Origin of the sequence: Paenibacillus periandrae (assembly GCF_022458865.1) — a bacterium.
In the GTDB taxonomy this organism is placed as follows: Bacteria; Bacillota; Bacilli; order Paenibacillales; family NBRC-103111; genus Paenibacillus_S; species Paenibacillus_S periandrae.
Map to the genome: position 1 here is coordinate 397,861 of NZ_JAJNMU010000005.1, position 24,107 is coordinate 421,967.

The following is a 24,107-nucleotide window of genomic DNA, read 5'->3' on the forward strand; positions in this document are numbered from 1 at the left end:
TGAAAATCGGACAATTGCTATTGTATCACAGCCAAGAGATACTTTGCAACCCCCTGGCTGATTTTTTTTTATAACAGCCTTGAAGCTAATCCTCACCCTCATGGGAAGCCGCATCCGGGTTGGAACGCAGCACTTTTTTCAGCTTGCTTTCAAATTTGGCGCGAGGCACAAGTACACTGTGCTTACAGCCTACGCATTTGATACGGATGTCCATCCCCAGACGAATGACCTCCATCTCGTTGGTTCCACAGGGATGCGGCTTCTTCATCTGCACAATATCCCCTAATTGATACTGCTTTCTTTCCATGCTAATCCCCCCTTGAGCTAGCTACTTCCAGGCGATACTTGTCCAGCGCCTTCTTCACCTCTGCGTTTAGCTCGCGTGATATTTGCAGCTGGCTGTTAGGCTTGCACTCGACCGTCGTTCTAATAATCATTTCTGAAGCGCTTAACGTTTGTACACCCAATACCTCAGGCTCCTTGACCATATTCACGTTATTTTCGTAATTTTTCATAACGGTATCTTTCAAGATCTGCATCGCATTGTCTATATTCATATCTGCCGGGATTGATACATCCACAACGGCAATCGAGTTATTGACTGAAAAATTCGTTACCTGGGTAATCGTACCATTCGGAATAATATGAACCTCACCCGTCCAGTTTCTAACGCGAGTGATTCTAAGTCCAATCTCTTCGACTGTTCCCTTGTAAGTACCCGTTTGAATAACATCTCCTACGGCAAATTGATCTTCAAAAATGATAAAAAATCCGGTTATTACGTCCTTCACCAAGCTCTGTGCCCCAAATCCGATAGCTAAACCTACTACCCCGGCACCAGCCAATAAGGGCTCCAAACGAATACCAAATTGATTCAGAACCATTAAGATCATAATAAAGTTTACAACATAAGAAGTTATATTGCCCAGCAGCTTGCCGATCGTTTTGGTCCGCCTGCGATCCAGATTCAGCGGGTTTCGTTCTCGTTCCACCATTACATGCTCAAGAGCCTTGTTGGCCAGCTTAATAATAATTCTTGCACCTAACAAAATAAAGGCTACCTTTACTAAAATAAGGATAAATCCTGTCCATACCGCAGGGTCAGCAATGTATTGAAATAATTGATCTCCAAGCTTCTCCCAGGATGATATTACTGAAGCTGCGCTTTCTCCTGTCAGGAATGATATGTGCCATTGCTTCATCTGTCAAACCACCTTATACCTCAACATAATAGTCTTCTTTTTTCATATAAATACCACGGATCTCTACATTTTCGTCTCTCACAATTTGCTTCACTTGTTCCAGTTCGTCCTCAGGGAACTCCAATGACAATGCACAGCCTGCCGTAATCTGTTTGGGAGTCGGACACATATCGTTTTCAATGTCAGCATATTCTAGCAGCATTTCGGCACGCAGCGCCTGCTGTGTGGAGTCAAATGCCATCAGCAGCATGTGGATTCCTCCCCCATTATTTATGGAGTTACGTATAAATTACCATCACTATCCGTATACTAATAAAAATATCATTCTTTCATAAAAGATACGGAGGTTATAAGATGACATTGCCTTTTCGTAGAGAGGTTGCAAGCCCTCAAATCATTGAAAATATTAAGGTATTACATTCAGACCTTAACACAATTGACACCTTGGCAGAGAAACTTTATTCGATATTGGGACAAATCCCCAGCCATCAGCCCATCCTTATCATTTGCGTAGGTACGGACCGTTCTACAGGCGACTCGTTGGGACCTCTGGTTGGCTCCTATCTGGAAAAACAAAGCTTGCACGGCGTCCACCTCTATGGAACACTTGATCAACCCGTACATGCTGTAAATTTAAAGGATACGCTCGATTCCATACAGCAGCTCCACCACAACCCCTTTATTATAGCCATTGATGCTTGTTTAGGACAGCTGGCAAGTGTAGGCTGCATCCAAATCGGCAACGGCCCTGTCAAGCCCGGTGCAGGCGTTAATAAGGATCTTCCGCCAGTCGGCAATATGCACATAACAGGCATTGTGAATGTCGGCGGCTTTATGGAATACTTTGTACTGCAAAATACAAGACTTAGCCTGGTCGTCAATATGGCCGAGGTTATTGCACAATCGTTTCAGGTCGCGCTCAGCAGCCTCAATCGGTTCACAGCTACTTCTTTTGCCCAGATCGAAGGATAGCTTCCTTTTCCTCCGATGAAAGCATGTATTTGGACGTCCCACGCTCCAGCGGCTTAGCAAATACATAGGTTTCATCGCGGTTGTGAATACCTGATATGACCACACCGTCCTTCTCATCATCCACTAATGCAATAGAAAAGCTCTGGTCGCTGCCGCTCTCTGCGAAAGCATTGAAGCGGTAGACGCCCAAATTCGATTTCATTTTTTTCATTTGTCCGATAATAGCATCCATTTGCTGCTGTACATTGTCTGTCTCCTGCTTTAACACCGCATTGTTTTGTTGAATTTCTATTAGGGTCTCCTCGACGTTCAGCGTTCCACTGCCATTCAGCATACTCAGATACATTTTACGAAGCTTGTTTAACTTGCTCCATAATATAATAACCACAATCAAAAATACAAGAATAAGGACGGAGCATGCCAATAAAAGCAGTCTCGCGTCTAATAATTGTACCAGATTTTCCATATTAATTCCCCCTGCAAGTCTGTCTAGCTTTATGATTTCATATGCTTGGCAATTTCCTTGACGGCTGCGACAAGTCGATCCACTTCTTCACCCGTTGTAAAATAACCGACACTTGCCCGAACCGCACCCCGTTCAAGAGTTCCTGCAGCTTCGTGAGCAAGCGGTGTGCAGTGATAACCGGCACGAACAGCAATATTAAAGGTTTGATCGAGAATAAAAGCAACTTCCGAGGAATCCGTTTGATGAATAGTAAAAGAAACGATACCGGTTTTATTTTGCCCAAGATCCGGTCCTAATAGCTGTACCCCTTCAATCTCCATTAGTGATGCCATGAGCTGCTGCGTTTGGGCCCATTCTTTTCCATGTATTTGTGCTACTGTTTCTTTCAGCACGAACTTCACACCTTCGCCTAACCCCGCAATACCGACTGTATTCTGAGTACCTGATTCATATCGATCCGGACGTACGTTCGGCTGCTCAATCATTTCTGACTGACTGCCTGTACCACCAAATAGCAGCGGCTCCAGCTCCATCTCCGGTTCTATGTATAATCCGCCAGTCCCTTGTGGTCCCAACAAGCTCTTATGTCCGGGAAAGGCCAACATGTGAATACCCATTTTCCCAACATCGATATCAAGGGTTCCAGCCGACTGCGCCGCGTCCACTAACAATTTAATCCCATTCTCTCTACAAAGCTCACCTAATTCTGCTACAGGTAGTATACTGCCAAGTAAATTCGAGCTGTGACTGCATACCATAAGCGTAGTACGATTCGTAACGGCTTCTTTGACTTTATCAAGGCTAAGCTCACCTTTTGAATTAGTTTGCACATAAGTAACCTGCACACCACGCGTTTTTTTCACATATTCAAGAGGTCTGCGAACCGAGTTATGCTCTACCGATGTACATATCACATGATCTCCCTCTTTTAGGAAGCCAAGGATAGCCTGATTCAGTGCCATCGTGGTATTTAAAGCGAACGAAATATCATTTGGATTTTTGATTTTAAATAGTTTAGCCAGCTGTTTACGAGTTTCAAACAAAATCCGGCTTGCTTTTACAGCCATTTGATGACTGCCTCTGCCGGGATTGGCTGCAGCATGCAGCATACATTCCTGCATCGCCAGCAATACTTCTGGCGGCTTAGGCCAGGATGAAGCGGCATGATCGAAATAAGCAACGTTCAACCGAAACACTCTCCTTCACAAAAAGTAGCATACCTATTACTGCCCTAGCGAGATGGCAATAAACAGGTATGCTACCTATGTTATCATGATTGATTTCATACTGAACCATTTCTAAAGGTTGTTCAAAAAGTCCCCTTTTGATCACGAAGTCACACAGGAAGCTTACTTGGCCATCGACACATGCACCCGGCTCGTATTGCGACGCTCTTACATGGCACACCTAATACACTACGCATACGACGCTGTTTTTCTTCATTAAGCTTGTTACTCCGTCCCTAATCCATAAAAGCTTAGAAGCAACTTCCGCAGTATTTTCACTTCATGGCACTAAACCTCAACAATTTGAACTTGACATCTGGAACAATTAAGAGATTTTACCTTGCAGGATCTCTAACAGCCTGTTCAAATCATCCTTGGAGTAATACAGCAATTCGATCTTGCCTTTATTATTGTTATGCTTAATTTTTACCGTTGTACTATATAATTCTCTTAAATTTTCTTCCAATTCATTGATATAAGGATCACTTTTTTTCGACTTGGATTTGGCTTTAGCCGTTTCCGGTTTATCCTCAAGCCGTTTCACTTCTTCTTCCAGCTCACGAACGCTCCACTGTTCTTTAATTGATTTTTCAGCTAAAGCACGAATTAGCTTCGCATCCTTCAAGCCAATAATTGCTTTGGCATGACCCATCGATAGTGTTCCACGTGAAACATACTGTTTTACCTCATCCGGCAATTGAAGCAGTCTCAAAAAATTCGCAATATGCGATCTGCTTTTTCCAACCTTAACGGATAGCTCTTCTTGAGTCAAAGAAAATTGGTCAATTAAAGCCTGATAGGCGATGGCAATCTCCAAAGCATTCAAATCTTCCCTTTGCAGGTTTTCAATCAGAGCAATTTCCATTACCTGTTGATCTGTAAACTTCTTTATGACTGCAGAAATGGTAGCCAATCCGCATACTTGAGAGGCTCTAAATCGACGCTCACCAGCAATAATCTCATAGCCTTTCATAACACTTCTTACAATAATCGGTTGAATAATACCATGCTCCTTAATAGAAGCAGCCAGTTCATTAATCGATTCGTCATTAAAATTTCTACGAGGCTGATAAGGACTCGGTCTGAGCTGTGATAACGGAATTTCCATTACCTTATCATCATCATTAATACTAAGCGCAGGAAGAAGTGCATCTAATCCTTTTCCAAGACGTTTACTCAAAACTGATCACTTCCTTCGCAAGTTCCATATACACTTCAGCACCTTTAGAACGAGGATCATAGGTTATTATCGACTGTCCGTGGCTCGGCGCCTCGCTCAGCCTGACATTACGTGGAATAATGGTTTTATATACTTTTTGTTGAAAATACTTTTTAACCTCTTCAATCACCTGCATACCCAAATTCGTTCTGGCGTCAAACATCGTCAATAGTACGCCTTCAATTTGCAGCGTTGTATTTAAATGTTTTTGTACCAAACGAACCGTATTCAACAGTTGACTGAGGCCCTCTAACGCATAATACTCGCACTGGATGGGAATAATAACCGAATCAGCAGCAGTCAAGGAATTAACAGTGAGAATGCCAAGTGAAGGCGGGCAATCGATCAATATATAATCAAACAAGTGCTTAACCAGCTGCAAAGACTTTTTCAATCTCACTTCACGGGAAATCGTGGGAACTAATTCAATTTCAGCACCTGCCAATTGAATCGTAGCCGGAATGATTTTCAAATTTGGTATGTTCGTATCGACCATAACATCTTTGGGGTGAATATCGTTGATAATCATATCATAGATACAGTAAACAACATCGGCTTTATTAACACCGATACCACTTGTCGTGTTTCCTTGAGGATCAATATCAACGAGCAGTACTCGCTTGCCTAATGCTGCCAGTGAAGCACCCAAATTTACCGATGTAGTCGTTTTACCAACCCCACCCTTTTGATTTGTAATTGCAATAATCTTAGCCAAAATCTGTTCACCTCAGTATCTAAATGAAAAACATACACGCGAAATCTGCCCCTTAACGTAAGCTGCATAACAAAGAAGTTCGGAACAAACAATTATTTTTTAGGAATTTTGATAACTATTTCGTAATGATCCTCATAATCTTGCTCCGAGGTATTAATTTGCAGACCTGAAGACGTGACCATATCCACGGATTGCCTAATCGTATTTAAAGCCAACCGTACATCCTTGGAGAACGATACACGTTTTGTTTTTTTGACTGCAACTACTTCTTTTAAAAGCTGTATTCTCGCTTCTGTTTGTTTAACATTTAACTCCTTGGTAATAATCTCATCCAAAACTTTTTGCTGCATCTCTTCCTGGCTTAAAGATAATAAAGCACGCGCATGCCTCTCCGTGATTTTGCGTTCCATCAAAGCCTGCTTAACAGGCTCACTTAGATTTAACAGACGAATTTTGTTAGCTATTGTGGACTGACTTTTCCCAATCCGTTGAGCAAGACTTTCTTGCGTCAAATGATGCAGGTCGATAAGCTGCTGGTAGGCACTAGCCTCTTCAATAGCAGTAAGTCCTTCACGCTGCAAATTTTCAATTAATGCAATCGAAGCAGCTTGTGAATCATTGAAATCCCGAACAATAGCAGGAATTGTGTCCAGTCCGAGCTTCGTAACTGCCCTCCATCTACGCTCTCCAGCAATCAACTCATATACATTATTCCGAATACGAACAATGATCGGCTGTATAACTCCGAGGGTTTTAATGGTTTGACACAACTCTTCAATCCGCTCATCATCAAAAATAGTTCTGGGCTGATATGGACTTGGGACAATATCTTGGATGGAAATATTTCTAATTTCATCTGACGATGATTTTTCCGTAAATCCAAACAATTTCGAAAGTTGTTCCTTCATTCAATTACCATCCGATCTTTATTTGCATCAAAGTTTACCCAGACATCTGCGTTGCCTTACTATTTAATTATTCTCTAGACATATCCTTTTTCCTGCCAGTCAGAAGCCAACTATATGAATATTATATTGTTAATCATATGTTCTACGTGGAACATTATTTGATCAAAGGTGTTTTCAATGGTGTACCTGCCTTACGCGGGTATAATTTCGGAGTAGGCGCAAATTTCCGTATGAATAAAAGATTTCTGGATGAATGCTCGGCATCAGGTAATTCCAAGCTTCGGGTGTAAATATATTTGCCGCGAAGCTCATTCAGGCTATAGGAAGAATCATCCAATTCCTGTTGAAAATCGCTTCCTTTCATCGCTACAAAAGTGCCATTAACTTTGGCAAAAGGCAAACAAAGCTCGTTCAACCCAGCCAGCTTTGCGACTGCTCTAGCTGTTACAAGATCATACCGATCCCGATGTTCCGCCAGCCGCGCAATATCCTCTGCCCTGCCATGAACACAGCTTACATCACTCAACCCCAATTCAGCAGTCAAATGATTTAAAAATTGAATGCGTTTATTTAAAGAATCAACGATTGTCACTTTCATATGTGGAAACATGATTTTCAGAGGAATGCTTGGAAACCCTGCCCCAGAGCCAATATCGGCCATTTGCATCACATCACGCATCGTAACAAAAAAAGAAACTGACAGAGAGTCGTAAAAATGTTTTACGTATACTTCTTCTCTATCAGTTATACCAGTCAAATTCATTTTTTCATTCCAAGTAACAAGCTCATGAAAATATATTTCAAATTGAGACAGCTGGCGCTCGCTTAATTCGATATTTTTCATAGCCAATTGCTCTTGGAAACGGGTTTGTATCAGATCCATTGTCATCTATCCTCTAGCCGCCAATACTCGATTATAGTGTTCCAGGTAAACAAGTAATACGGAAATATCGGCTGGCGTCACACCGGACATCCGGGATGCTTGACCGATAGAAAGCGGGCGGATTTTCATCAGCTTTTGCTTGGCCTCTGTTGCAATTCCGTATACTTCTTCATAATTAATATCGTCAGGGATTTTCTTTTTCTCCATCTTGCGAAGTCGCTCCACTTGAATTAATTGCTTATCAATATAACCTGCATATTTAATTTGTATTTCGACCTGCTCTGTAACTTCATCGGATAGCTCAACAGGTGCTGGAGACATCTGGTGAATATGCGCATAAGCTACCTCTGGACGCCGCAGCAAGGAAAGCAAATCAATCGCGTTATTCACTTCCGCACTGCCTATTGAGATCAAAAGCTCCTGGATGTCTGCCGGCTTCACTTTAACCGATTTTAAACGTTCTACTTCTTCCTCAATAAGACGTACTTTTTCAAGGAAACGCTGATGACGCGCCTCGGGAATTAATCCAATTTTATAGCCAATCGGCGTTAGTCTTTGGTCTGCATTATCATGTCTGAGCAGCAAACGATATTCAGCACGCGAAGTCAACAGTCGATAAGGCTCATTAGTCCCCTTCGTCACCAAGTCATCGATCAATACGCCGATATAGCCTTCTGAGCGATCCAGAACAATAGCTTCTTCGCCTTGTACCTTGCGAGCTGCATTGATCCCGGCCATCACACCTTGACCTGCCGCTTCCTCATAACCGGACGTACCATTGATTTGCCCAGCTGTAAATAAACCGGCAACGGCCTTTGTTTCCAACGATGGTTTCAGCTGTGTTGGAACAACAGCATCATATTCAATCGCATAGCCTGTACGCATCATTTCAACCTTTTCCAGACCAGGTATCGAACGAAGAATTTCTAACTGAACATCCTCAGGCATACTCGTGGACAAGCCTTGAACATAATACTCTGAAGTATTGCGCCCTTCCGGCTCAAGAAAAATTTGATGCTTCGGCTTATCATTAAATCGAACAATCTTATCCTCAATAGAAGGACAATAACGGGGGCCAGTTCCTTCAATTGCGCCAGAGAACATAGGAGCCCGATGTAAATTATCTGTAATAATTTGGTGGGTTTGCTCCGTTGTATACGTAAGCCAGCATGGCAATTGATCAGGTATTTCTTCTGTGGAATCAAAACTGAAAAACTTAACCTTTTCATCCCCTGGTTGAATAACGGTTTGATCAAAATCAATCGAGTCCTTGTGTACACGCGGAGGTGTCCCGGTTTTAAAACGAACAAGCTCAAGTCCATGCTCCCGCAAGGAATGGGACAGCTTGACAGCAGGCTGCTGATTGTTCGGTCCACTCTCATACATCAATTCACCCATAATAATTTTGCCGCGCAAATACGTTCCGGTTGTCACTACTACTGCTTTCGCCAAATATTGTGCACCTGTCTTGGTAATGACACCTTTACAGACACCATCCTCAACGATTAATTCTTCAACCAGCCCTTGACGAAGCGTCAGTTTTGGTTCATTTTCCATCGTTTGCTTCATCGTGTGCTGGTACAAAAATTTGTCTGCTTGCGCACGCAGCGCATGTACAGCCGGACCTTTTCCTGTGTTCAGCATCCGCATTTGTATATAGGTTCTATCGATATTACGTCCCATTTCTCCACCGAGCGCATCAATCTCACGCACAACGTGACCTTTAGCCGGCCCACCTATGGAAGGATTGCATGGCATAAACGCAACCATATCCAGGTTGATCGTAATCATCAATGTTTCACAGCCCATTCTTGCTGCGGCCAAAGCTGATTCACAACCGGCATGACCGGCGCCAACAACAATGACATCATAATTTCCTGCAATGTAACTCATCATGAAACCTCCTTAAATCGTTCTACAAAATTAGCCAACCTTGAAAGCATAACTTTATTTGCCGAGACAAAATTGCGAAAAAATTTGATCGATCAACGACTCACCAACAGAATCACCAATGATTTCACCCAGGTATTCCCAAGCATTGCGAATATCAATTTGAATCAAATCTATCGGAACCCCGTAGCCCGCAGCCTCATAAGCGTCATCTATCGCGAGCTTCGCTTTTTTCAACAAAGCGATATGACGCACATTACTCACATAAGTCTGATCATTTAATTCTACCTGTCCACTGAAAAATAGGCCAGCTATAGCTTTTTCCAAATCAACAATCCCCTGCTGCTCCAGAAGCGACATCGAGACAATACGCTCAGCTGGAAAATGGTTAACCAATATATCATTCTCGATCTGCTGCGGCAAATCAAGCTTATTTACGATTACGATCGTTTGCTTATCCTTCAGTTGTTCGATCAAGCTCAGCTCATCAGACTCCAGCTTTTCCGAACCGTTGAACACGAGCAAAATCAGATCCGCATCGGCAAGAGCGCCTTTCGATTTCTCCACACCAATTCGCTCAACGATATCCGAGGTTTCCCGAATGCCGGCTGTATCCAGCAGCTTCAATGGAATACCATTAACCGTAACGAACTCTTCGATAACATCACGCGTTGTACCTGGAATTTCAGTGACGATAGCTCTATTTTCCTGGGCCAGTGTATTCATGAGCGAGGATTTGCCGACATTGGGCTTCCCGATAATCGCCGTAACAATACCTTCACGCAAAATTTTACCCTGATTCGCCGTATTCAGCAATTGCTCGATCCTGCCAAGGGCCTGCGTACAACTGTTGGTTATAAACGCATTCGTCATCTCTTCCACATCATGCTCGGGATAATCGATATTGACCTCGATATGAGCCATCAATTCCACCAGATTATGTCGCAGCAGTTTGATATTCGTAGAGAGACTGCCCTCTGCCTGCTTCAAGGCAATACGATGGGCACGATCCGATTTGGCTCGTATTAAATCTATGACCGCCTCAGCCTGAGACAGATCAATACGTCCATTCAAGTAGGCGCGCTTCGTAAATTCGCCCGGCTCCGCCAATCGAACCTGCTGCTCTAACAGCAGATCGAGCACTTTTTTTACCGAAATAAATCCGCCGTGGCAGCTAATCTCCACCACATCTTCCATGGTGAATGATTTGGGAGCTTTCATGACGGTGACCAGCACCTCATCCACTCGTTCCAGTGTTAGCGGATGCTTAATAAAACCATAATGAACCGTATGTGAAGGCACTGCACCTAATTCGCTTTTGCCAAAAAAAATGCGATCCGCCGCCGCAACCGCCTCATCGCCGCTTATGCGTATAACGGCAATACCTCCCTCTCCCATTGGAGTGGAAATAGCAGCAATCGTATCCTGGATCATAATTTACACCTCAACTTCTTATTTCTTATCCTTAGTCATTTGAACTTAAAGAAAATCTATTAAAAAAAAGCAATGAGTCATAACGATGACATCATTGCAGCAGTTCACCTTATCTGGATACGATTACGACTCTTCGATTCGGTTCTTCACCTCTACTGAACGTCCGGACCTTAGCATGATCCTGCAGCTGCGCATGAATCACCTTCCGCTCATGTGGCGACATCGGTTCGAGAATAACCTCTTTTTTGGTTCGAATGACTCTCTCAGCCAATCGATCGGCTAATTCCTCTAACGTTTTTTTTCGGCGCTCCCGAAAATTTTCCGCATCCAGTACAATTCGCATATGTGTGCTTGAATATCGATTGGCTACAATATTCATTAAATATTGCAGAGCATCCAAGGTTTGTCCTCTTCTGCCAATCAGTATCCCCAGATCAGCCCCATATAGATGAAGCTCCAAATTATCGTTATCCAGCTTCTTTTCAATTCTGACTTCAAGCTTCATGGTACGAAAGACATCCTGTAAAAAATAAATGGTTTCTTCAACAGCATCAGGAATAAGCTCCAGCTCAACTTTCGCATCCCTGGTCCCTATTAGGCCAAACAACCCTCTAGAGGGTTGTTCAAGCACAACAATTTTTACCCGATCCTCCGTGGTATTCCATTGACGAAGGCCATTTTGCACGGCCTCCTCAATCGATTTACCCGTAACCAACAATTTTTTCATTTTGTCAGGCCACCCTTATTATTTTGAGGTTCTTTCGGTTTTTTATAAATAAAGTAGGATTGTACAATTGTAAACGTATTACTGAATACCCAATACAATGGAAGGGCAGCAGCAAAATTCATTGCCATAACGAAAATCAAAACCGGGAAAATGAACATCAGATTTTGCATTTGTGGAGTCATTTGCGATGACATCATCTTCTGTTGGAAGAAGGTAGTGACCGCAGCGAGTAACGGAAGAATATAGTAAGGATCCTTGGTTCCCAATTGAAGCCAGAGGAAGGAATGCTCTGCAATCGAGTGGTTTCGCATAATCGCGTTATATAAAGCAATCAGGATCGGCATCTGCACAATTAGCGGAAAACAACCGGCTAATGGATTAACACCATTGCTTTGAAACAGCTTCATCGTTTCTTCCTGCTGCTTTTTGGCATCGTCCTTGTATTTCTCTTTCAACTTTTTGAGCTCAGGCTGTAAATCCTGCATTCGTTTGGAGCTCTTATACTGCTTCAGTGTAAGCGGTAATATTATCAAGCGAATTATAATGGTAACTACCAAAATGGACAATCCGTATTGTCCCCATAGTGCTGCCGCAAACCAATCCAAAACATCAGCCAAAGGACCTACGAAATACTTGTCCCAAAAACTATTGGTAGGGTCGATTTTAGTTGTTGCCGGCGAACATCCAGCAAGCAGTAAAAAGACGAAAAAAAGCGGCCAATATTTAGCTAATCGACGGGTCAAAATGAAATCCTCCTAAATGTTCTTTTCCAATAATAAACTATAGCATATCTCACCCCAAAAAAGAAATGCAGCTTTCTACTTTCTTATTAGTAAAGAGCCGCGCATTAACACATGCAAAATACATTTTTCCATTTCCTTATATTTCATCCCGACTACAGGTTTGCGTGCGATCAATATGAAGTCATAGCCCCCAACGATTTTGGAGGCATTCAGCCTGACAATTTCCTTGATCATTCGGCGAATCCGATTACGCACAACCGCATTACCCAGCTTTTTGCTGACCGAGATTCCCAGGCGAAAGGATGGCTGCCGAGCACGGGTATAGGAATAGAGCACAAACTGGTGGTTAGCCACCGACTTTCCTCCGCGATATACCTTGTCAAAATATTCTCTCTTCGTTAGACGATGTTCTCTATCCACATTCAGCTCTCCATTACTTCCGGATCGTGGCGCCTTTGCTTTCATTCATCCTATTATACATGCAGTTATCTGAACAACAAAAAAGACCACCTGATGAGTGGCCTCTTGTATTACGCGCTTAGAACTTTTCTACCCTTTAAACGACGAGCAGATAATACTTTACGACCGTTCACGGAACTCATTCTTTTGCGAAAGCCGTGTACCTTCTTGCGTTTTCTAGTATTCGGTTTAAACGTAGGACCCATCTATCCTGCACCTCCTTGAGGAAAAAGCATTCCCAAAAATACCTCTTAATATTAAACCACATAATCGCTAGAAAAGTCAATCTAAATAAAACCGCGCATTTTGCAGGCGGGTGAACAACTTTTTCGTCGAAAATTACGACCTGTGTATAAAAAGTAAACATTTTCACACCTTCTGTCGATTTAATCACAGGGTACTAACAATATATAGTGCTGTTGATAAAACTTACACACAAGCTATAGACAATGTGGATAATTCTAAACAATACGTTGATAATGCCTACAAATTTTGATATTATGGTTATGCCCTCCCTGTGGATAGCCGCTTTTTCATGATAATGTTATCAACATGCTGTGGATATCTTTGTGCACAAGTATTTGGCTTATGTATAAGTTATTAGATATACCTTGCACACTGTGGACAATAATCGACAGATTCCGATAATTTTCATATATACGTTTTACCGGCTTACGCCACATCGCTTAATTTCCAAAGGAGTGAACAGATTGTGGAAAGCCATCCTAACGAGCAATGGCAGCAAGTTCTTTCCATTATTCAAACACGGCTTAGTAAACCCAGTTTCGAGACCTGGTTTACATCCACAAGAGCCGTAACTTTTAATGATGCCAAGGTTGTCATATGTGCCCCTAACAACTTTGCCCGCGAATGGCTTGAAAACCGCTACACGAAGCTGATCCGGGATACCATCGTCGATTACAATGGGAAATCTACAGACGTCAAATTTATTATCGAATCCGAGGAAGACAAGAACGTTGATCTTCCCCCCTCTTCGGCGCAAACCAGTGCGCAATCTACGCTAGCTGTCCCTGAAGAAACCTTCAGTCATATGATGAATTCCAAATACACATTTGATACGTTTGTCATAGGTTCAGGTAATCGATTTGCCCACGCAGCCTCGCTTGCCGTTGCAGAAGCTCCGGCCAAAGCCTATAATCCCTTGTTTTTGTACGGGGGTGTGGGACTCGGAAAGACACATTTGATGCATGCGATCGGACATTTTGTTCTCGAGCATAACCCGCGTGCCAAGGTTCTTTATATTTCGTCCGAAAAATTTACAAACGAATTTATCAATGCGATACGAGACAACCGCGGCGAAAGCTTCCGCAACAAATATCGCAATATTGACGTGCTGCTGATTGATGATATTCAATTTTTGGCTGGTAAAGAAGGTACGCAGGAGGAGTTTTTCCACACCTTTAATGCCCTTCATGAGGAACGTAAGCAGATCATTATTTCCAGTGATCGCCCTCCCAAAGAGATCCCGACGCTCGAGGAACGATTAAGATCCCGCTTTGAATGGGGATTAATTACGGATATTCAGCCGCCCGACCTGGAAACCCGGATTGCTATTCTGCGCAAGAAAGCGAAGGCAGACAATCTTGAGGTTCCTATAGAAGCGATGGTGTACATAGCCAATCAAATCGATACGAACATTCGGGAGCTTGAGGGTGCATTAATCCGTGTTGTTGCTTATTCATCATTGATTAATGCGGATATTACATCACATCTGGCAGCTGAAGCTTTAAAGGACATCATGCCAAGCAGCCGACCTCGTGTCATCACGATCCAGGATATCCAGCAAAAGGTTGGGGAATTTTATGGGATGAAGATGGAGGATTTTAAAGCGCGCAAACGTACCAAAATGGTCGCCTATCCGCGTCAAATCGCAATGTATTTGTCACGCGAGCTGACCGACTTTTCATTGCCCAAAATCGGGGAAGCCTTCGGCGGCCGTGATCATACGACTGTCATTCATGCGCATGAGAAAATTTCTGTAGCGCTGAAGACTGATCAGGAGCTCTACAAAATTGTCCACAGCCTGATTGAAAAAGTTAAAAATGTGACTGCCTGAATCATCTATTCACAACCAAATATTCAGTCTGTATAACTTGAGGCCTATGCACAAACTATTCACATGTGGATAGGCTTTTGTATTGTGTCTTTTGTTCACATATCCACATATCCAGAGCCCCTACTACTATTACTAATAAAAAAAGAGTAATATAAGGGGATAACGTTGTAATTACATTTTTGAATTCTAGGAGTGACAGAATGAAATTAACGATCCTTAAAGAATACTTGAATGACTCCATTCAACACGTATCAAAAGCCATTTCGAGCAAAACTCCCATCCCCATTTTGAGCGGAATAAAAATAGATCTCGATTCGAGCGGAATGACGTTGACTGCCAGTGATACCGATATCTCCATCCAAAGCTTTATTCCATTAGAAAAAAATGAACTCAACATCATTGAAATAGAGCGTCAGGGAAGTATTGTACTGTCAGCCAAATTTTTTGTTGAAATTATTCGCAAGCTGCCAGCCCAAAAGGTCGAAATAGAGGTTAAGGAAAATTTCCAAACGATCATTCGTTCGGGCTCTTCGGAAATTCAATTGGTCGGACTCGATCCAGAAGAATATCCAACCTTGCCAAGTATCGAGGAATATCGAAGATTTCAGCTTCCCAGCGATTTATTAAAAACGATGATCAAACAAACGACCTTTGCGGTATCGACTAACGAATCAACTCCGATTCTTACCGGTGTTTTATGGACTGTGGATAACGGAAAGCTTAAGTTTACCGCCTGTGACCGTCATCGCCTGGGGACTCGTGAAACGAATATTGAAGTGGATGCCGACTTTAATCTTAATAATATTTCCATATCCGGGAAAACTTTAAATGAACTTTCCAAAATACTTCCGGATCAAAACACGCTGATCGATATTATCTTTGCTGAAAATCAGGTGTTATTTAAGCTGAGCTCTATTTTATTTTATACCCGTATTTTGGATGGCACTTACCCGGACACCTCCAAGCTGATTCCGCAATCCTATAAAACAGAGCTGGTCATTAATGCCCACCAGCTTGCCGATGCGATAGATCGTGCCTATCTGCTTTCCAGAGAAGAAAAGACGAACATTGTCAAGCTGATCATGCATGAGGACCACACCATCGAAATATCTTCCAGCTCCTCAGAGCTTGGAAAAGTAACCGAACAGCTGGAAGTTTCAAGCTTAAGCGGAGAGTTGCTTCGCATTTCGTTCAACTCCAAATATATGCTGGATGCACTTAAGGTCATGGATAGCCAATTGATCCATATCGGATTTACCGGTGCGATGCAGCCAATCATTATCCGGCCGGAAGAAACGACCTCTCTTCTGCAATTGATTTTGCCTTACCGAACAACTAATTAAACTAAAGGAGCACAGCTTGTCATGAATCCTATATCCATTCACACGGATTACATCACGTTAGGCCAATTTTTGAAGTTGGCAGATTGCATATCAACAGGAGGACAGGCTAAATTTTTTCTGCAGGAAACGGTTATTCATGTCAATGGAGAGCTGGAAAATCGCCGGGGGAAGAAGCTGGTTCATCTGGATCAGGTCCGTGTCGATGGCTGCGGGGAATTTCAAGTCATACGTTCTTAACAACCTTGTAAAACGGCTTTGCTTGGCAGAGTCAGTCTGTAGGAGGAACCGTTTTGCAGCTGAACAAGCTTTCCTTGCGGAATTACCGCAACTATGAAGAAGTGCACTTTGAAACCAAAGATATGGTTAATATCATTATTGGCCCTAATGCACAGGGCAAGACGAATCTGCTGGAAGCCATTTTCGTGCTGGCTCTAACCAAATCCCACCGTACCCATCAGGATAAAGAGCTGATTCATTGGGATGCACGCCAAACCATGCTGCATGGACAAGTTGAAAAAAAGTACGGAACCTGCAAGCTGGATCTCACTATTTCTCCGCAGGGCAAAAAAGCTAAAATAAATGGCTTGGAGCAAAAGAAGCTGAGCCATTTTATCGGCACTATCAATGTCGTGATGTTTGCACCTGAAGATCTCGAAATTGTTAAGGGCTCCCCTTCCGTCCGACGGCGTTTTCTCGATATGGAAATTGGCCAGGTCCATCCCACATATTTACACGATTTATCCCAATATCAAAAAGTACTGCAGCAGCGAAACAATTATTTAAAGCAGCTTTTTACTACACGGGACACAAAAGCAGTGTTATTGGACGTGTGGAATGAACAATTGATCCTGCTCGGTATTAAAATTATCAAAAAACGTCAAAGCTTTATACAGAAGCTTCAACGGTGGGCAGAAAAAATTCATAATGGCATTACAGCAGGTCAGGAGCATATTCAGATTACGTATGCCAGCTCGTTTGACGCCGACAGTCTAGAAGATGAAACTGTTTTATTTGATCAATTTATGATAAAGTTATCACAGGTGAAAGAACAGGAGCTTCGGCGCGGTGTGACTATGGTAGGCCCGCATCGGGATGATTTGTTGTTTACGATCAACGGCAAGGATGTACAGACCTTCGGTTCGCAGGGCCAACAGAGAACCACGGCGCTTTCTCTGAAGCTTGCGGAAATTGAACTGATTCAGGAGGAAGTAGGCGAATACCCTATTCTACTTTTGGATGATGTGCTATCCGAGCTTGACCAATACCGACAAACTCAACTGATCGAAACGTTTCAAAACAAGGTGCAAACCTTTATTACAACAACCGGAATTGAAAGTATAGATCGTTCAAAGCTGGAGAATGCTTCTGTGATTCACGTACGGAACGGAAGCCTGATTTAAGTTATTCCCTGCAAGTAGTCTCACGTTTTGAGGAGATGTCCCCCATGTTCATTCATTTAGGCGGAGAAAAAATCATTCGTGCATCCGAGCTCGTGGCTATTTTCGACCTATCCATAGAGAAATCATCCAAAATTTCAAAGCAATTTTTAAGCTACGCCAACAAAGAGAAAAAGGTTGAAGTGATTGGAGAGGAAGACAGCAAGTCGCTTGTTGTAACCAAATCAAAGGTATACTACTCTCCGATTTCATCTATGACCCTCAAGAAACGGGCAAACCAATTGTTAACAAACTAGATTTTACCTTGGAAAAGAGGGTGTCAGCGTGTCTGTGAATGAAAATGCATATGATGAAAGTCAAATACAGGTGCTTGAAGGTCTCGAAGCTGTACGTAAGCGTCCGGGGATGTATATCGGATCTACCAGCTCAAGAGGTCTCCATCATCTGGTTTGGGAAGTTGTAGATAATAGTATCGATGAGGCTCTTGCCGGCCATTGTTCCAAAATCGATGTTATCATTCATCGTGATAACAGCATTACGGTTATAGATAACGGGCGTGGTATCCCTGTTGGGGAGAACACCAAGCTGAAGAAATCTACGCTTGAGGTTGTTTTGACCGTACTGCACGCAGGCGGTAAGTTCGGTGGGGAAGGTTATAAAGTTTCCGGTGGACTGCACGGGGTTGGTGTATCGGTTGTTAATGCGCTTTCCAAAAAGTTAATCGTTCAGGTTAAGCGTGATGGACACATCCACCAGCAGGAATATCAACAAGGTGCGCCTCAGTATGATATCAAAGTGGTTGGAGACGCTGAGGATACCGGTACCAAGATTACTTTTTGGCCTGATGACGAGATTTTTACGGAAGTTACGGAATATGACTATGACACGCTGCAATCACGGATCCGTGAGCTGGCGTATTTAAATAAAGGCATTGAAATTACTTTGGCGGATGAGCGGACAGATGTGGCCAATTCCTTTTTATATGAAGGTGGAATTGTCTCTTTTGTTGAGTATTTGAATCGTAACCGCGAACCGCTGCATGCTCCGATTTATACGGAGGGCTCCAAAGACAATATTCAGGTTGAGATTGCCATTCAATACAATGAGGGTTACTCCGAAAATATTTATTCATTCGCTAATAATATTAATACGCATGAAGGCGGTACCCATGAATCCGGGTTTAAGAGTGCTCTTACCCGTATTATGAATGATTTTGCACGTAAATATAATGCGATTAAAGAAAATGACGCCAATTTATCTGGTGATGATGTGCGTGAAGGCTTGATTGCGATCATTTCCGTGAAAATTCCTGATCCGCAGTTTGAGGGACAAACCAAAACCAAGCTTGGCAACAGTGAGGTTCGCGGTATCGTGGAATCCTTGTTCTCCGAGAAGCTTAGTGAATTCATGAATGAAAACCCGGCAACAGCCAAGAAAATCGTAGAAAAAGGCATACAAGCCTCACGTGCGAGAGAAGCAGCCCGTAAAGCCCGCGAATTGACGCGTCGTAAAAGCGCTTTGGAGGTTAGCTCACTGCCAGGCAAGCTGGCGGACTGCTCATCCAAGGATGCTTCGATCAGCGAAGTATATATCGTGGAAGGTGATTCTGCCGGTGGTTCTGCCAAGCAGGGGCGTGACCGTCATTTTCAGGCGATACTGCCACTGCGCGGTAAAATACTGAACGTGGAAAAATCGCGTCTTGATAAAATTTTATCCAATGCGGAAATTCGCGCTATTATTACAGCCTCAGGGACAGGCATCGGGGATGACTTTGACATCACCAAAGCCCGTTATCACAAAATCATTATTATGACGGATGCAGACGTCGATGGTGCGCATATCCGAACCTTGTTACTCACGTTCTTTTTCCGTTATATGCGTAAGCTGATTGAGGTCGGTTATATTTATATCGCCCAACCGCCGTTATATAAGATCGAACGCAACAAAACGATCCGGTATGCCTATAATGACAAGCAAAGGGATCAAATACTGCAGGAATTCGGTGAAGGTGTCAAGCTTAACATACAACGCTATAAAGGTCTTGGTGAGATGGATCCGGGACAGCTATGGGAAACTACTATGGATCCGGATAATCGTACCCTGCTGCAGGTTAGCATTCAGGATGCGATTGAGGCCGATGCGATTTTCGATACCTTGATGGGCGATAACGTAGAGCCGCGCAGAGACTTTATCCAGGAACACGCTAAATACGTAAAAAATCTAGATTTTTAAGCCGGTCATGCTTATGAAGTCAGTTTTGCTTTAGCAAAACTCAGCAACGCTTACGAAGTAAACTTTCCCGCAGGGAAAGTTCAGTATATGCTTACGAAGTTAGTTTTGCTTTAGCAAAACTTTTAGGAGGACAAAATGTCGGAAGAACAGTTTTCTCAAATAAAAGAAATAGATATTGGCTCTGAGATGCGTACGTCTTTCATGGACTACGCAATGAGTATAATCGTCAGTCGTGCTCTGCCAGATGTCCGTGATGGCTTAAAGCCTGTTCATCGCCGAATTTTGTTTGCGATGTCGGAGCTGGGCATGTACGCAGATAAGCCTCATAAGAAATCAGCGAGAATTGTCGGCGAAGTTATTGGTAAATACCATCCTCATGGCGATTCCTCCGTATATTTCACGATGGTACGGATGGCGCAGGATTTTTCCTTGCGTTATATGCTCGTCGATGGTCATGGTAACTTTGGTTCGATCGATGGTGACATGGCAGCGGCGATGCGGTATACGGAAGCACGTCTGTCAAAGATTGCGATGGAGCTTTTACGTGATATTAATAAAGAGACAATTGACTTTATACCCAACTATGATGGTGAAGAGCATGAGCCTGCTGTTCTCCCTTCACGTTTTCCTAATCTGCTTGTAAACGGCAGCTCTGGTATTGCGGTTGGGATGGCAACGAGTATTCCTCCCCACAATTTAACGGAAGTGATCAACGGTATTCAGCAGCTGATTGAAAATCCGGACGTCACGCCCATGGAATTGATGCAATCTATTAAGGGTCCTGATTTTCCTACTGCAGGATTTATTTTGGGACGAGAAGGTATCAAGCAAGCCTATAATACAGGCCGCGGATCGGTTACGATGAGAGCCAGAGCCGTTATAGAAGAAAACAACAACAAAGCAAAAATTCTGGTGCATGAGCTGCCTTATCAGGTAAATAAAGCTCATTTGATCGAAAAAATTGCCGAATTGGTAAGAGATAAAAAGATCGATGGTATCACCGATCTGCGCGACGAGTCGGACCGTAACGGAATGCGGATTGTTATTGAGCTGCGTCGCGACGTGAATCCAAATGTAATCTTGAATAACCTGTACAAGCAAACCTCGATGCAGTCCAATTTCGGTATCATTATGCTGGCTCTCGTTAACGGGGAACCGAAGGTTCTGAACTTGAAGGATATGCTGTATCACTATTTGGAGCATCAAAAGGTCGTTATTCGTCGTCGGACGGAATATGAGCTTCGCAAGGCTGAAGCAAGAGCGCATATCCTCGAAGGCTTGCGTATCGCGCTCGATCATCTCGATGAAGTGATCACACTGATCCGTTCTTCACAAAATGCGGAAGAAGCACGTGAAGGCTTGATCGAAAGATTTTCATTAAGCTATGATCAAGCTCAAGCTATTCTGGATATGCGTCTACAGCGCTTAACCGGTTTGGAACGCGACAAGATTGAAGAAGAATATGCGGAGCTGCTGAAGAAAATCGCTGAGTACAAGGCTATCCTTGGAGACGAGCAATTGGTGTTAGCGATTATCAGTACCGAGCTTAATGAAATCAAGGAAAAATTTGGTGATGAACGCCGTTCGGAAATTACGATTGGTGGGGAAAGCATCGAGGATGAGGATCTGATTCCTCAAGAAGAAGTGATTATCACTATTACACATAGCGGTTATATCAAAAGATTGCCGGTTACCACCTATCGCAGCCAGAAGCGCGGCGGTCGGGGCGTTATTGGTATGGATACGAAGGACAAAGACTTTGTTGAACATTTATTTGTCACCAATACGCATCACTTCTTGCTCTTCTTTACGAATAAAGGCAAGGTGTACCGTTTGAAGGCTTATGAGATCCCTGATCTTAGCCGTACAGCTCGTGGAACGCCTATTATCAATCTGCTACAGATTGAACAGGGTGAAACGATTAATGCGGTCATTCCGGTGGAGGGCTTTGAGTCCGAGCAGGAGCTGTTTTTTGCCACTAAGAATGGTCTGGTCAAAAAGACGGCCTTGAACGAATATGGAAATATTCGTAAGGGCGGTTTGATTGCGATCACACTGCGCGAGGATGACGATCTAATCGGAGTCAGACTGACAGAAGGCAATCAAACGATCATTATGGGAACTGCACAAGGAGTCTCGATTCACTTCCCAGAGCAGGATGTCCGTTCCATGGGCCGTTCGGCAACAGGAGTCAAAGGCATTAATATCGGTGAGGACGATACCGTTATAGCGATGGATGTCGTTCATCCAGATGATACCGTGCTGATTGTAACGTCCAAAGGGTTCGGCAAACGTACACCGGTTGCGGATTACAGACTACAATCACGCGGCGGAAAGGGTATCAAAACTTTGAACGTTACTCCGAAGAATGGACCTGTCGTCAGCCTGAAGGTTGTAAAAGATGATGAAGATCTAATGATTATTACAGCATTAGGTACGATTATTCGAACCAGTATGGCGGGGATTTCTATCATGGGTCGTTATACCCAGGGTGTAAGATTGATTCATATCCGTGATGAAGATGAAGTAGCTACGGTCGCTAGAGTTGAAAAGAGCGAAGATGCCGCTGAGGATGAAATCGATGGAGAAGAAACAGCATCGGCCCCAGAGACTGAAGAATAAATAAATATATCTAAAAAGGTTGAAGAATGGGGTGACAGCCCCATTCTTTTTCGTTTAGAATAGGGAGAAGATAGAAAATAAAGCGAGGGAATAACATGGCCACAATTTCCGTTTCCCAGTTAAAGACCGGCGAAAAGATGAGCGATAACGTACACACGAAACTCGGGAACGTTTTATTTATGAAGGGGAAAATAGTAAGCGAGAGGGATATAGAAATCTTGAAAGCTTTTTTAATTCCTTCCATTTCAATAGAGTCCAAAGAAAATGATGCGGTCAATGAAGACGTGGCGGAAGAGCCGAGCAATACCACTCTGCCTTTCTATGAACAATATGATAAGATGCTGGCGCTTTTGAAAAAGGTGTTTAATTCAGCGAGTGGACAAAACTTCCCTATACTCGAGGTTCGTACACAGCTAGAGGCACTGCTCCAGCATATTGATCAATATCATATTTTGACTTTTAGCCCCAAAACGTTTCAATTGAATGATTTTCTGTTTCATAATAGCATCATGGTCAGTTTAACCTCCTATTCATTGGCCAGATGGCATGGACTAGCTGCCAAGGACCTTATGCCTATTGCGATAAGTGGTCTCTTACATGATATAGGTAATGCAAAAGTGGATCCCGGTATTCTATATAAACCGAATAAGCTGACTCCGGTCGAATTTGAAGAGCTGAAGCAGCATACTACCATTGGCTACAATTTATTGAAAAATGTCGCTGCCATTAATGAAGGTGTAAAATTGACAGCGATTCAGCATCATGAACGTGAGGATGGATCAGGCTATCCACTTGGAATCAAAGGAGATAAAATCCACTTATACTCGAAAATCGTTGCCATCAGTGATATATTTCATGCGATGACATCGGATCGATACCATAAAAAAGCGGCTTCTCCTTACCTGGTGCTGGATCAGTTGTTTACAGAATCGTTTGGTAAATTGGATCCTGCGTTAGTGCAGACCTTTATACAGAAAGTAACGCAATTCCATAATGGGGTTCTCGTTAAGTTAAATGATAAACGGATTGGTGAAATTGTGTTTTCAGATCGTGCCAACCCTACTCGTCCTTGGGTCAATGTAAATGGACAAATAATTAATTTAACGATGGAGCGCAGTCTCTATATACAAGATGTTATTCAAAAGTAAATAGTTTTGATATTTGCTTGACGCTTGGCTTACATATGTGGTAGATTAATCTTCGCTGCTTCAAGCAACGAAGATTTTTTATAAGAAACTTTTTTTAATCTAATAAAAAGCTTGCAATGATGCAGTGATATGTGTTATATTAAAAAAGTCGCCACTAAACAGCGATTGAAAAAATGAATAAAAGTGAGAGTCGACAGTAATGTTGATGAATCGCGTTTTGTCCTTTGAAAACTGAATCAACGAGTGAGTAAATAGCAGTACAAGAGAATGCAAATTCTCGTCAGCAAGGAATGAGTACAAATCAAAGTTCTACCTTTATGGAGAGTTTGATCCTGGCTCAGGACGAACGCTGGCGGCGTGCCTAATACATGCAAGTCGAGCGGATTGTTCCTTCGGGAACAGTTAGCGGCGGACGGGTGAGTAACACGTAGGCAACCTGCCTGC

The 24,107-nt window shown here is 43.0% G+C and carries 24 protein-coding genes and 1 rRNA gene; 10 read left to right on the forward strand and 15 right to left on the reverse strand.

Features of this window, described 5'->3' with window-relative positions; all coding sequences use genetic code 11:
• Nucleotides 1-85: 85 nt before the first annotated feature.
• Genes LRL21_RS10835 through LRL21_RS10845 form a run of 3 tightly spaced genes read right to left on the reverse strand, consistent with a single transcriptional unit; the run spans nt 86 to nt 1,452 of the window.
• Entirely contained in the window at nt 86-307 is a 222-nt protein-coding gene (locus LRL21_RS10835; RefSeq protein ID WP_240415781.1) for a DUF951 domain-containing protein, read from the reverse strand.
• 1 nt (nt 308) lies between these two features.
• Complete coding sequence (locus LRL21_RS10840) at nt 309-1,202, reverse strand: mechanosensitive ion channel family protein (protein ID WP_240415782.1); 894 nt, start codon at nt 1,200-1,202, stop codon at nt 309-311.
• 13 nt (nt 1,203-1,215) lie between these two features.
• Complete coding sequence (locus tag LRL21_RS10845) at nt 1,216-1,452, reverse strand: putative Se/S carrier protein (RefSeq protein WP_240415783.1); 237 nt, start codon at nt 1,450-1,452, stop codon at nt 1,216-1,218.
• A 104-nt stretch (nt 1,453-1,556) separates the two neighbouring features.
• Between LRL21_RS10845 and yyaC the strand changes: the two genes are divergently transcribed.
• Nucleotides 1,557-2,174 (forward strand): spore protease YyaC, encoded by a 618-nt coding sequence (gene yyaC / locus LRL21_RS10850; protein WP_240415784.1) that lies wholly within the window; start codon nt 1,557-1,559, stop codon nt 2,172-2,174.
• On the opposite strand, the gene LRL21_RS10855 is transcribed toward yyaC, so the two are convergent.
• The 12 genes from LRL21_RS10855 to rpmH form a co-directional block, all read right to left on the reverse strand.
• A complete protein-coding gene (locus LRL21_RS10855; protein ID WP_240415785.1) occupies nt 2,146-2,640 on the reverse strand; it encodes a DUF4446 family protein in 495 nt (164 codons plus the stop codon). The two genes, yyaC and LRL21_RS10855, sit on opposite strands and share 29 nt — an antisense overlap.
• 29 nt (nt 2,641-2,669) lie before the next feature.
• Nucleotides 2,670-3,761: an aminotransferase class V-fold PLP-dependent enzyme gene (locus LRL21_RS10860; protein WP_420832436.1), complete on the reverse strand. Its 1,092-nt coding sequence runs from the start codon at nt 3,759-3,761 to the stop codon at nt 2,670-2,672.
• Nucleotides 3,762-4,191: 430 nt separating this feature from the next.
• Entirely contained in the window at nt 4,192-5,046 is an 855-nt protein-coding gene (locus tag LRL21_RS10865) for a ParB/RepB/Spo0J family partition protein (protein WP_240415787.1), read from the reverse strand.
• Nucleotides 5,039-5,800, reverse strand: a complete 762-nt coding sequence (locus LRL21_RS10870; RefSeq protein WP_240415788.1) for a ParA family protein — start codon at nt 5,798-5,800, stop codon at nt 5,039-5,041. Before LRL21_RS10870 ends, LRL21_RS10865 begins: the two co-directional genes overlap by 8 nt.
• Before the next feature lie 92 nt (nt 5,801-5,892).
• Nucleotides 5,893-6,708: a nucleoid occlusion protein gene (gene noc / locus LRL21_RS10875; RefSeq protein ID WP_240415789.1), complete on the reverse strand. Its 816-nt coding sequence runs from the start codon at nt 6,706-6,708 to the stop codon at nt 5,893-5,895.
• Between the two features lie 154 nt (nt 6,709-6,862).
• Complete coding sequence (gene rsmG, locus LRL21_RS10880) at nt 6,863-7,591, reverse strand: 16S rRNA (guanine(527)-N(7))-methyltransferase RsmG (RefSeq protein WP_240415790.1); 729 nt, start codon at nt 7,589-7,591, stop codon at nt 6,863-6,865.
• 6 nt (nt 7,592-7,597) lie between these two features.
• Nucleotides 7,598-9,484, reverse strand: a complete 1,887-nt coding sequence (gene mnmG, locus LRL21_RS10885) for a tRNA uridine-5-carboxymethylaminomethyl(34) synthesis enzyme MnmG (protein WP_240415821.1) — start codon at nt 9,482-9,484, stop codon at nt 7,598-7,600.
• A gap of 54 nt (nt 9,485-9,538) precedes the next feature.
• Nucleotides 9,539-10,915 carry a tRNA uridine-5-carboxymethylaminomethyl(34) synthesis GTPase MnmE gene (gene mnmE, locus LRL21_RS10890; protein WP_240415791.1) on the reverse strand — a complete coding sequence of 459 codons (1,377 nt, stop codon included), beginning with the start codon at nt 10,913-10,915 and terminating at the stop codon, nt 9,539-9,541.
• Nucleotides 10,916-11,024: 109 nt separating this feature from the next.
• A complete protein-coding gene (gene jag, locus LRL21_RS10895; RefSeq protein WP_240415792.1) occupies nt 11,025-11,642 on the reverse strand; it encodes an RNA-binding cell elongation regulator Jag/EloR in 618 nt (205 codons plus the stop codon).
• Entirely contained in the window at nt 11,639-12,385 is a 747-nt protein-coding gene (gene yidC, locus LRL21_RS10900) for a membrane protein insertase YidC (RefSeq protein WP_240415793.1), read from the reverse strand. Before yidC ends, jag begins: the two co-directional genes overlap by 4 nt.
• A 75-nt stretch (nt 12,386-12,460) precedes the next feature.
• Entirely contained in the window at nt 12,461-12,805 is a 345-nt protein-coding gene (gene rnpA, locus LRL21_RS10905) for a ribonuclease P protein component (protein ID WP_240415794.1), read from the reverse strand.
• Nucleotides 12,806-12,915: 110 nt separating this feature from the next.
• Nucleotides 12,916-13,050 carry a 50S ribosomal protein L34 gene (gene rpmH, locus LRL21_RS10910; protein ID WP_076237591.1) on the reverse strand — a complete coding sequence of 45 codons (135 nt, stop codon included), beginning with the start codon at nt 13,048-13,050 and terminating at the stop codon, nt 12,916-12,918.
• Nucleotides 13,051-13,556: 506 nt separating this feature from the next.
• Here rpmH and dnaA point away from each other — a divergent pair.
• The 9 genes from dnaA to LRL21_RS10955 all read left to right on the forward strand — a co-directional run.
• Entirely contained in the window at nt 13,557-14,921 is a 1,365-nt protein-coding gene (dnaA, locus tag LRL21_RS10915) for a chromosomal replication initiator protein DnaA (RefSeq protein WP_240415795.1), read from the forward strand.
• A 200-nt stretch (nt 14,922-15,121) separates the two neighbouring features.
• A complete protein-coding gene (gene dnaN, locus LRL21_RS10920; protein WP_240415796.1) occupies nt 15,122-16,264 on the forward strand; it encodes a DNA polymerase III subunit beta in 1,143 nt (380 codons plus the stop codon).
• A gap of 21 nt (nt 16,265-16,285) precedes the next feature.
• Complete coding sequence (gene yaaA, locus LRL21_RS10925; RefSeq protein WP_240415797.1) at nt 16,286-16,501, forward strand: S4 domain-containing protein YaaA; 216 nt, start codon at nt 16,286-16,288, stop codon at nt 16,499-16,501.
• Between the two features lie 53 nt (nt 16,502-16,554).
• A complete protein-coding gene (recF, locus tag LRL21_RS10930) occupies nt 16,555-17,664 on the forward strand; it encodes a DNA replication/repair protein RecF (protein WP_240415798.1) in 1,110 nt (369 codons plus the stop codon).
• A 44-nt stretch (nt 17,665-17,708) separates the two neighbouring features.
• On the forward strand, nt 17,709-17,957 hold the full coding sequence (gene remB / locus LRL21_RS10935) for an extracellular matrix regulator RemB (RefSeq protein WP_076237596.1): 249 nt from the start codon (nt 17,709-17,711) through the stop codon (nt 17,955-17,957).
• A gap of 28 nt (nt 17,958-17,985) precedes the next feature.
• Entirely contained in the window at nt 17,986-19,893 is a 1,908-nt protein-coding gene (gene gyrB / locus LRL21_RS10940) for a DNA topoisomerase (ATP-hydrolyzing) subunit B (RefSeq protein ID WP_240415799.1), read from the forward strand.
• Nucleotides 19,894-20,028: 135 nt separating this feature from the next.
• On the forward strand, nt 20,029-22,515 hold the full coding sequence (gene gyrA / locus LRL21_RS10945; protein WP_240415800.1) for a DNA gyrase subunit A: 2,487 nt from the start codon (nt 20,029-20,031) through the stop codon (nt 22,513-22,515).
• Between the two features lie 95 nt (nt 22,516-22,610).
• Complete coding sequence (locus LRL21_RS10950; protein ID WP_240415801.1) at nt 22,611-23,663, forward strand: HD-GYP domain-containing protein; 1,053 nt, start codon at nt 22,611-22,613, stop codon at nt 23,661-23,663.
• Between the two features lie 314 nt (nt 23,664-23,977).
• A 16S ribosomal RNA gene (locus LRL21_RS10955) occupies nt 23,978-24,107 on the forward strand; the annotation flags it as partial.

Bases quoted from the DNA above. Each gene is read 5' to 3' on its own strand.
- yaaA (WP_240415797.1), top strand. From the start codon at position 16,286: ATGAATCCTATATCCATTCACACGGATTACATCACGTTAGGCCAATTT.
- dnaN (WP_240415796.1), top strand. From the start codon at position 15,122: ATGAAATTAACGATCCTTAAAGAATACTTGAATGACTCCATTCAACAC.
- yyaC (WP_240415784.1), top strand. From the start codon at position 1,557: ATGACATTGCCTTTTCGTAGAGAGGTTGCAAGCCCTCAAATCATTGAA.
- LRL21_RS10855 (WP_240415785.1), bottom strand. From the start codon at position 2,640: ATGGAAAATCTGGTACAATTATTAGACGCGAGACTGCTTTTATTGGCA.
- mnmE (WP_240415791.1), bottom strand. From the start codon at position 10,915: ATGATCCAGGATACGATTGCTGCTATTTCCACTCCAATGGGAGAGGGA.
- mnmG (WP_240415821.1), bottom strand. From the start codon at position 9,484: ATGAGTTACATTGCAGGAAATTATGATGTCATTGTTGTTGGCGCCGGT.
- noc (WP_240415789.1), bottom strand. From the start codon at position 6,708: ATGAAGGAACAACTTTCGAAATTGTTTGGATTTACGGAAAAATCATCG.
- rsmG (WP_240415790.1), bottom strand. From the start codon at position 7,591: ATGGATCTGATACAAACCCGTTTCCAAGAGCAATTGGCTATGAAAAAT.
- LRL21_RS10840 (WP_240415782.1), bottom strand. From the start codon at position 1,202: ATGAAGCAATGGCACATATCATTCCTGACAGGAGAAAGCGCAGCTTCA.
- rpmH (WP_076237591.1), bottom strand. From the start codon at position 13,050: ATGGGTCCTACGTTTAAACCGAATACTAGAAAACGCAAGAAGGTACAC.
- jag (WP_240415792.1), bottom strand. From the start codon at position 11,642: ATGAAAAAATTGTTGGTTACGGGTAAATCGATTGAGGAGGCCGTGCAA.
- LRL21_RS10845 (WP_240415783.1), bottom strand. From the start codon at position 1,452: ATGCTGCTGATGGCATTTGACTCCACACAGCAGGCGCTGCGTGCCGAA.
- remB (WP_076237596.1), top strand. From the start codon at position 17,709: ATGTTCATTCATTTAGGCGGAGAAAAAATCATTCGTGCATCCGAGCTC.
- LRL21_RS10950 (WP_240415801.1), top strand. From the start codon at position 22,611: ATGGCCACAATTTCCGTTTCCCAGTTAAAGACCGGCGAAAAGATGAGC.
- gyrA (WP_240415800.1), top strand. From the start codon at position 20,029: ATGTCGGAAGAACAGTTTTCTCAAATAAAAGAAATAGATATTGGCTCT.
- LRL21_RS10835 (WP_240415781.1), bottom strand. From the start codon at position 307: ATGGAAAGAAAGCAGTATCAATTAGGGGATATTGTGCAGATGAAGAAG.
- LRL21_RS10860 (WP_420832436.1), bottom strand. From the start codon at position 3,761: ATGCAGGAATGTATGCTGCATGCTGCAGCCAATCCCGGCAGAGGCAGT.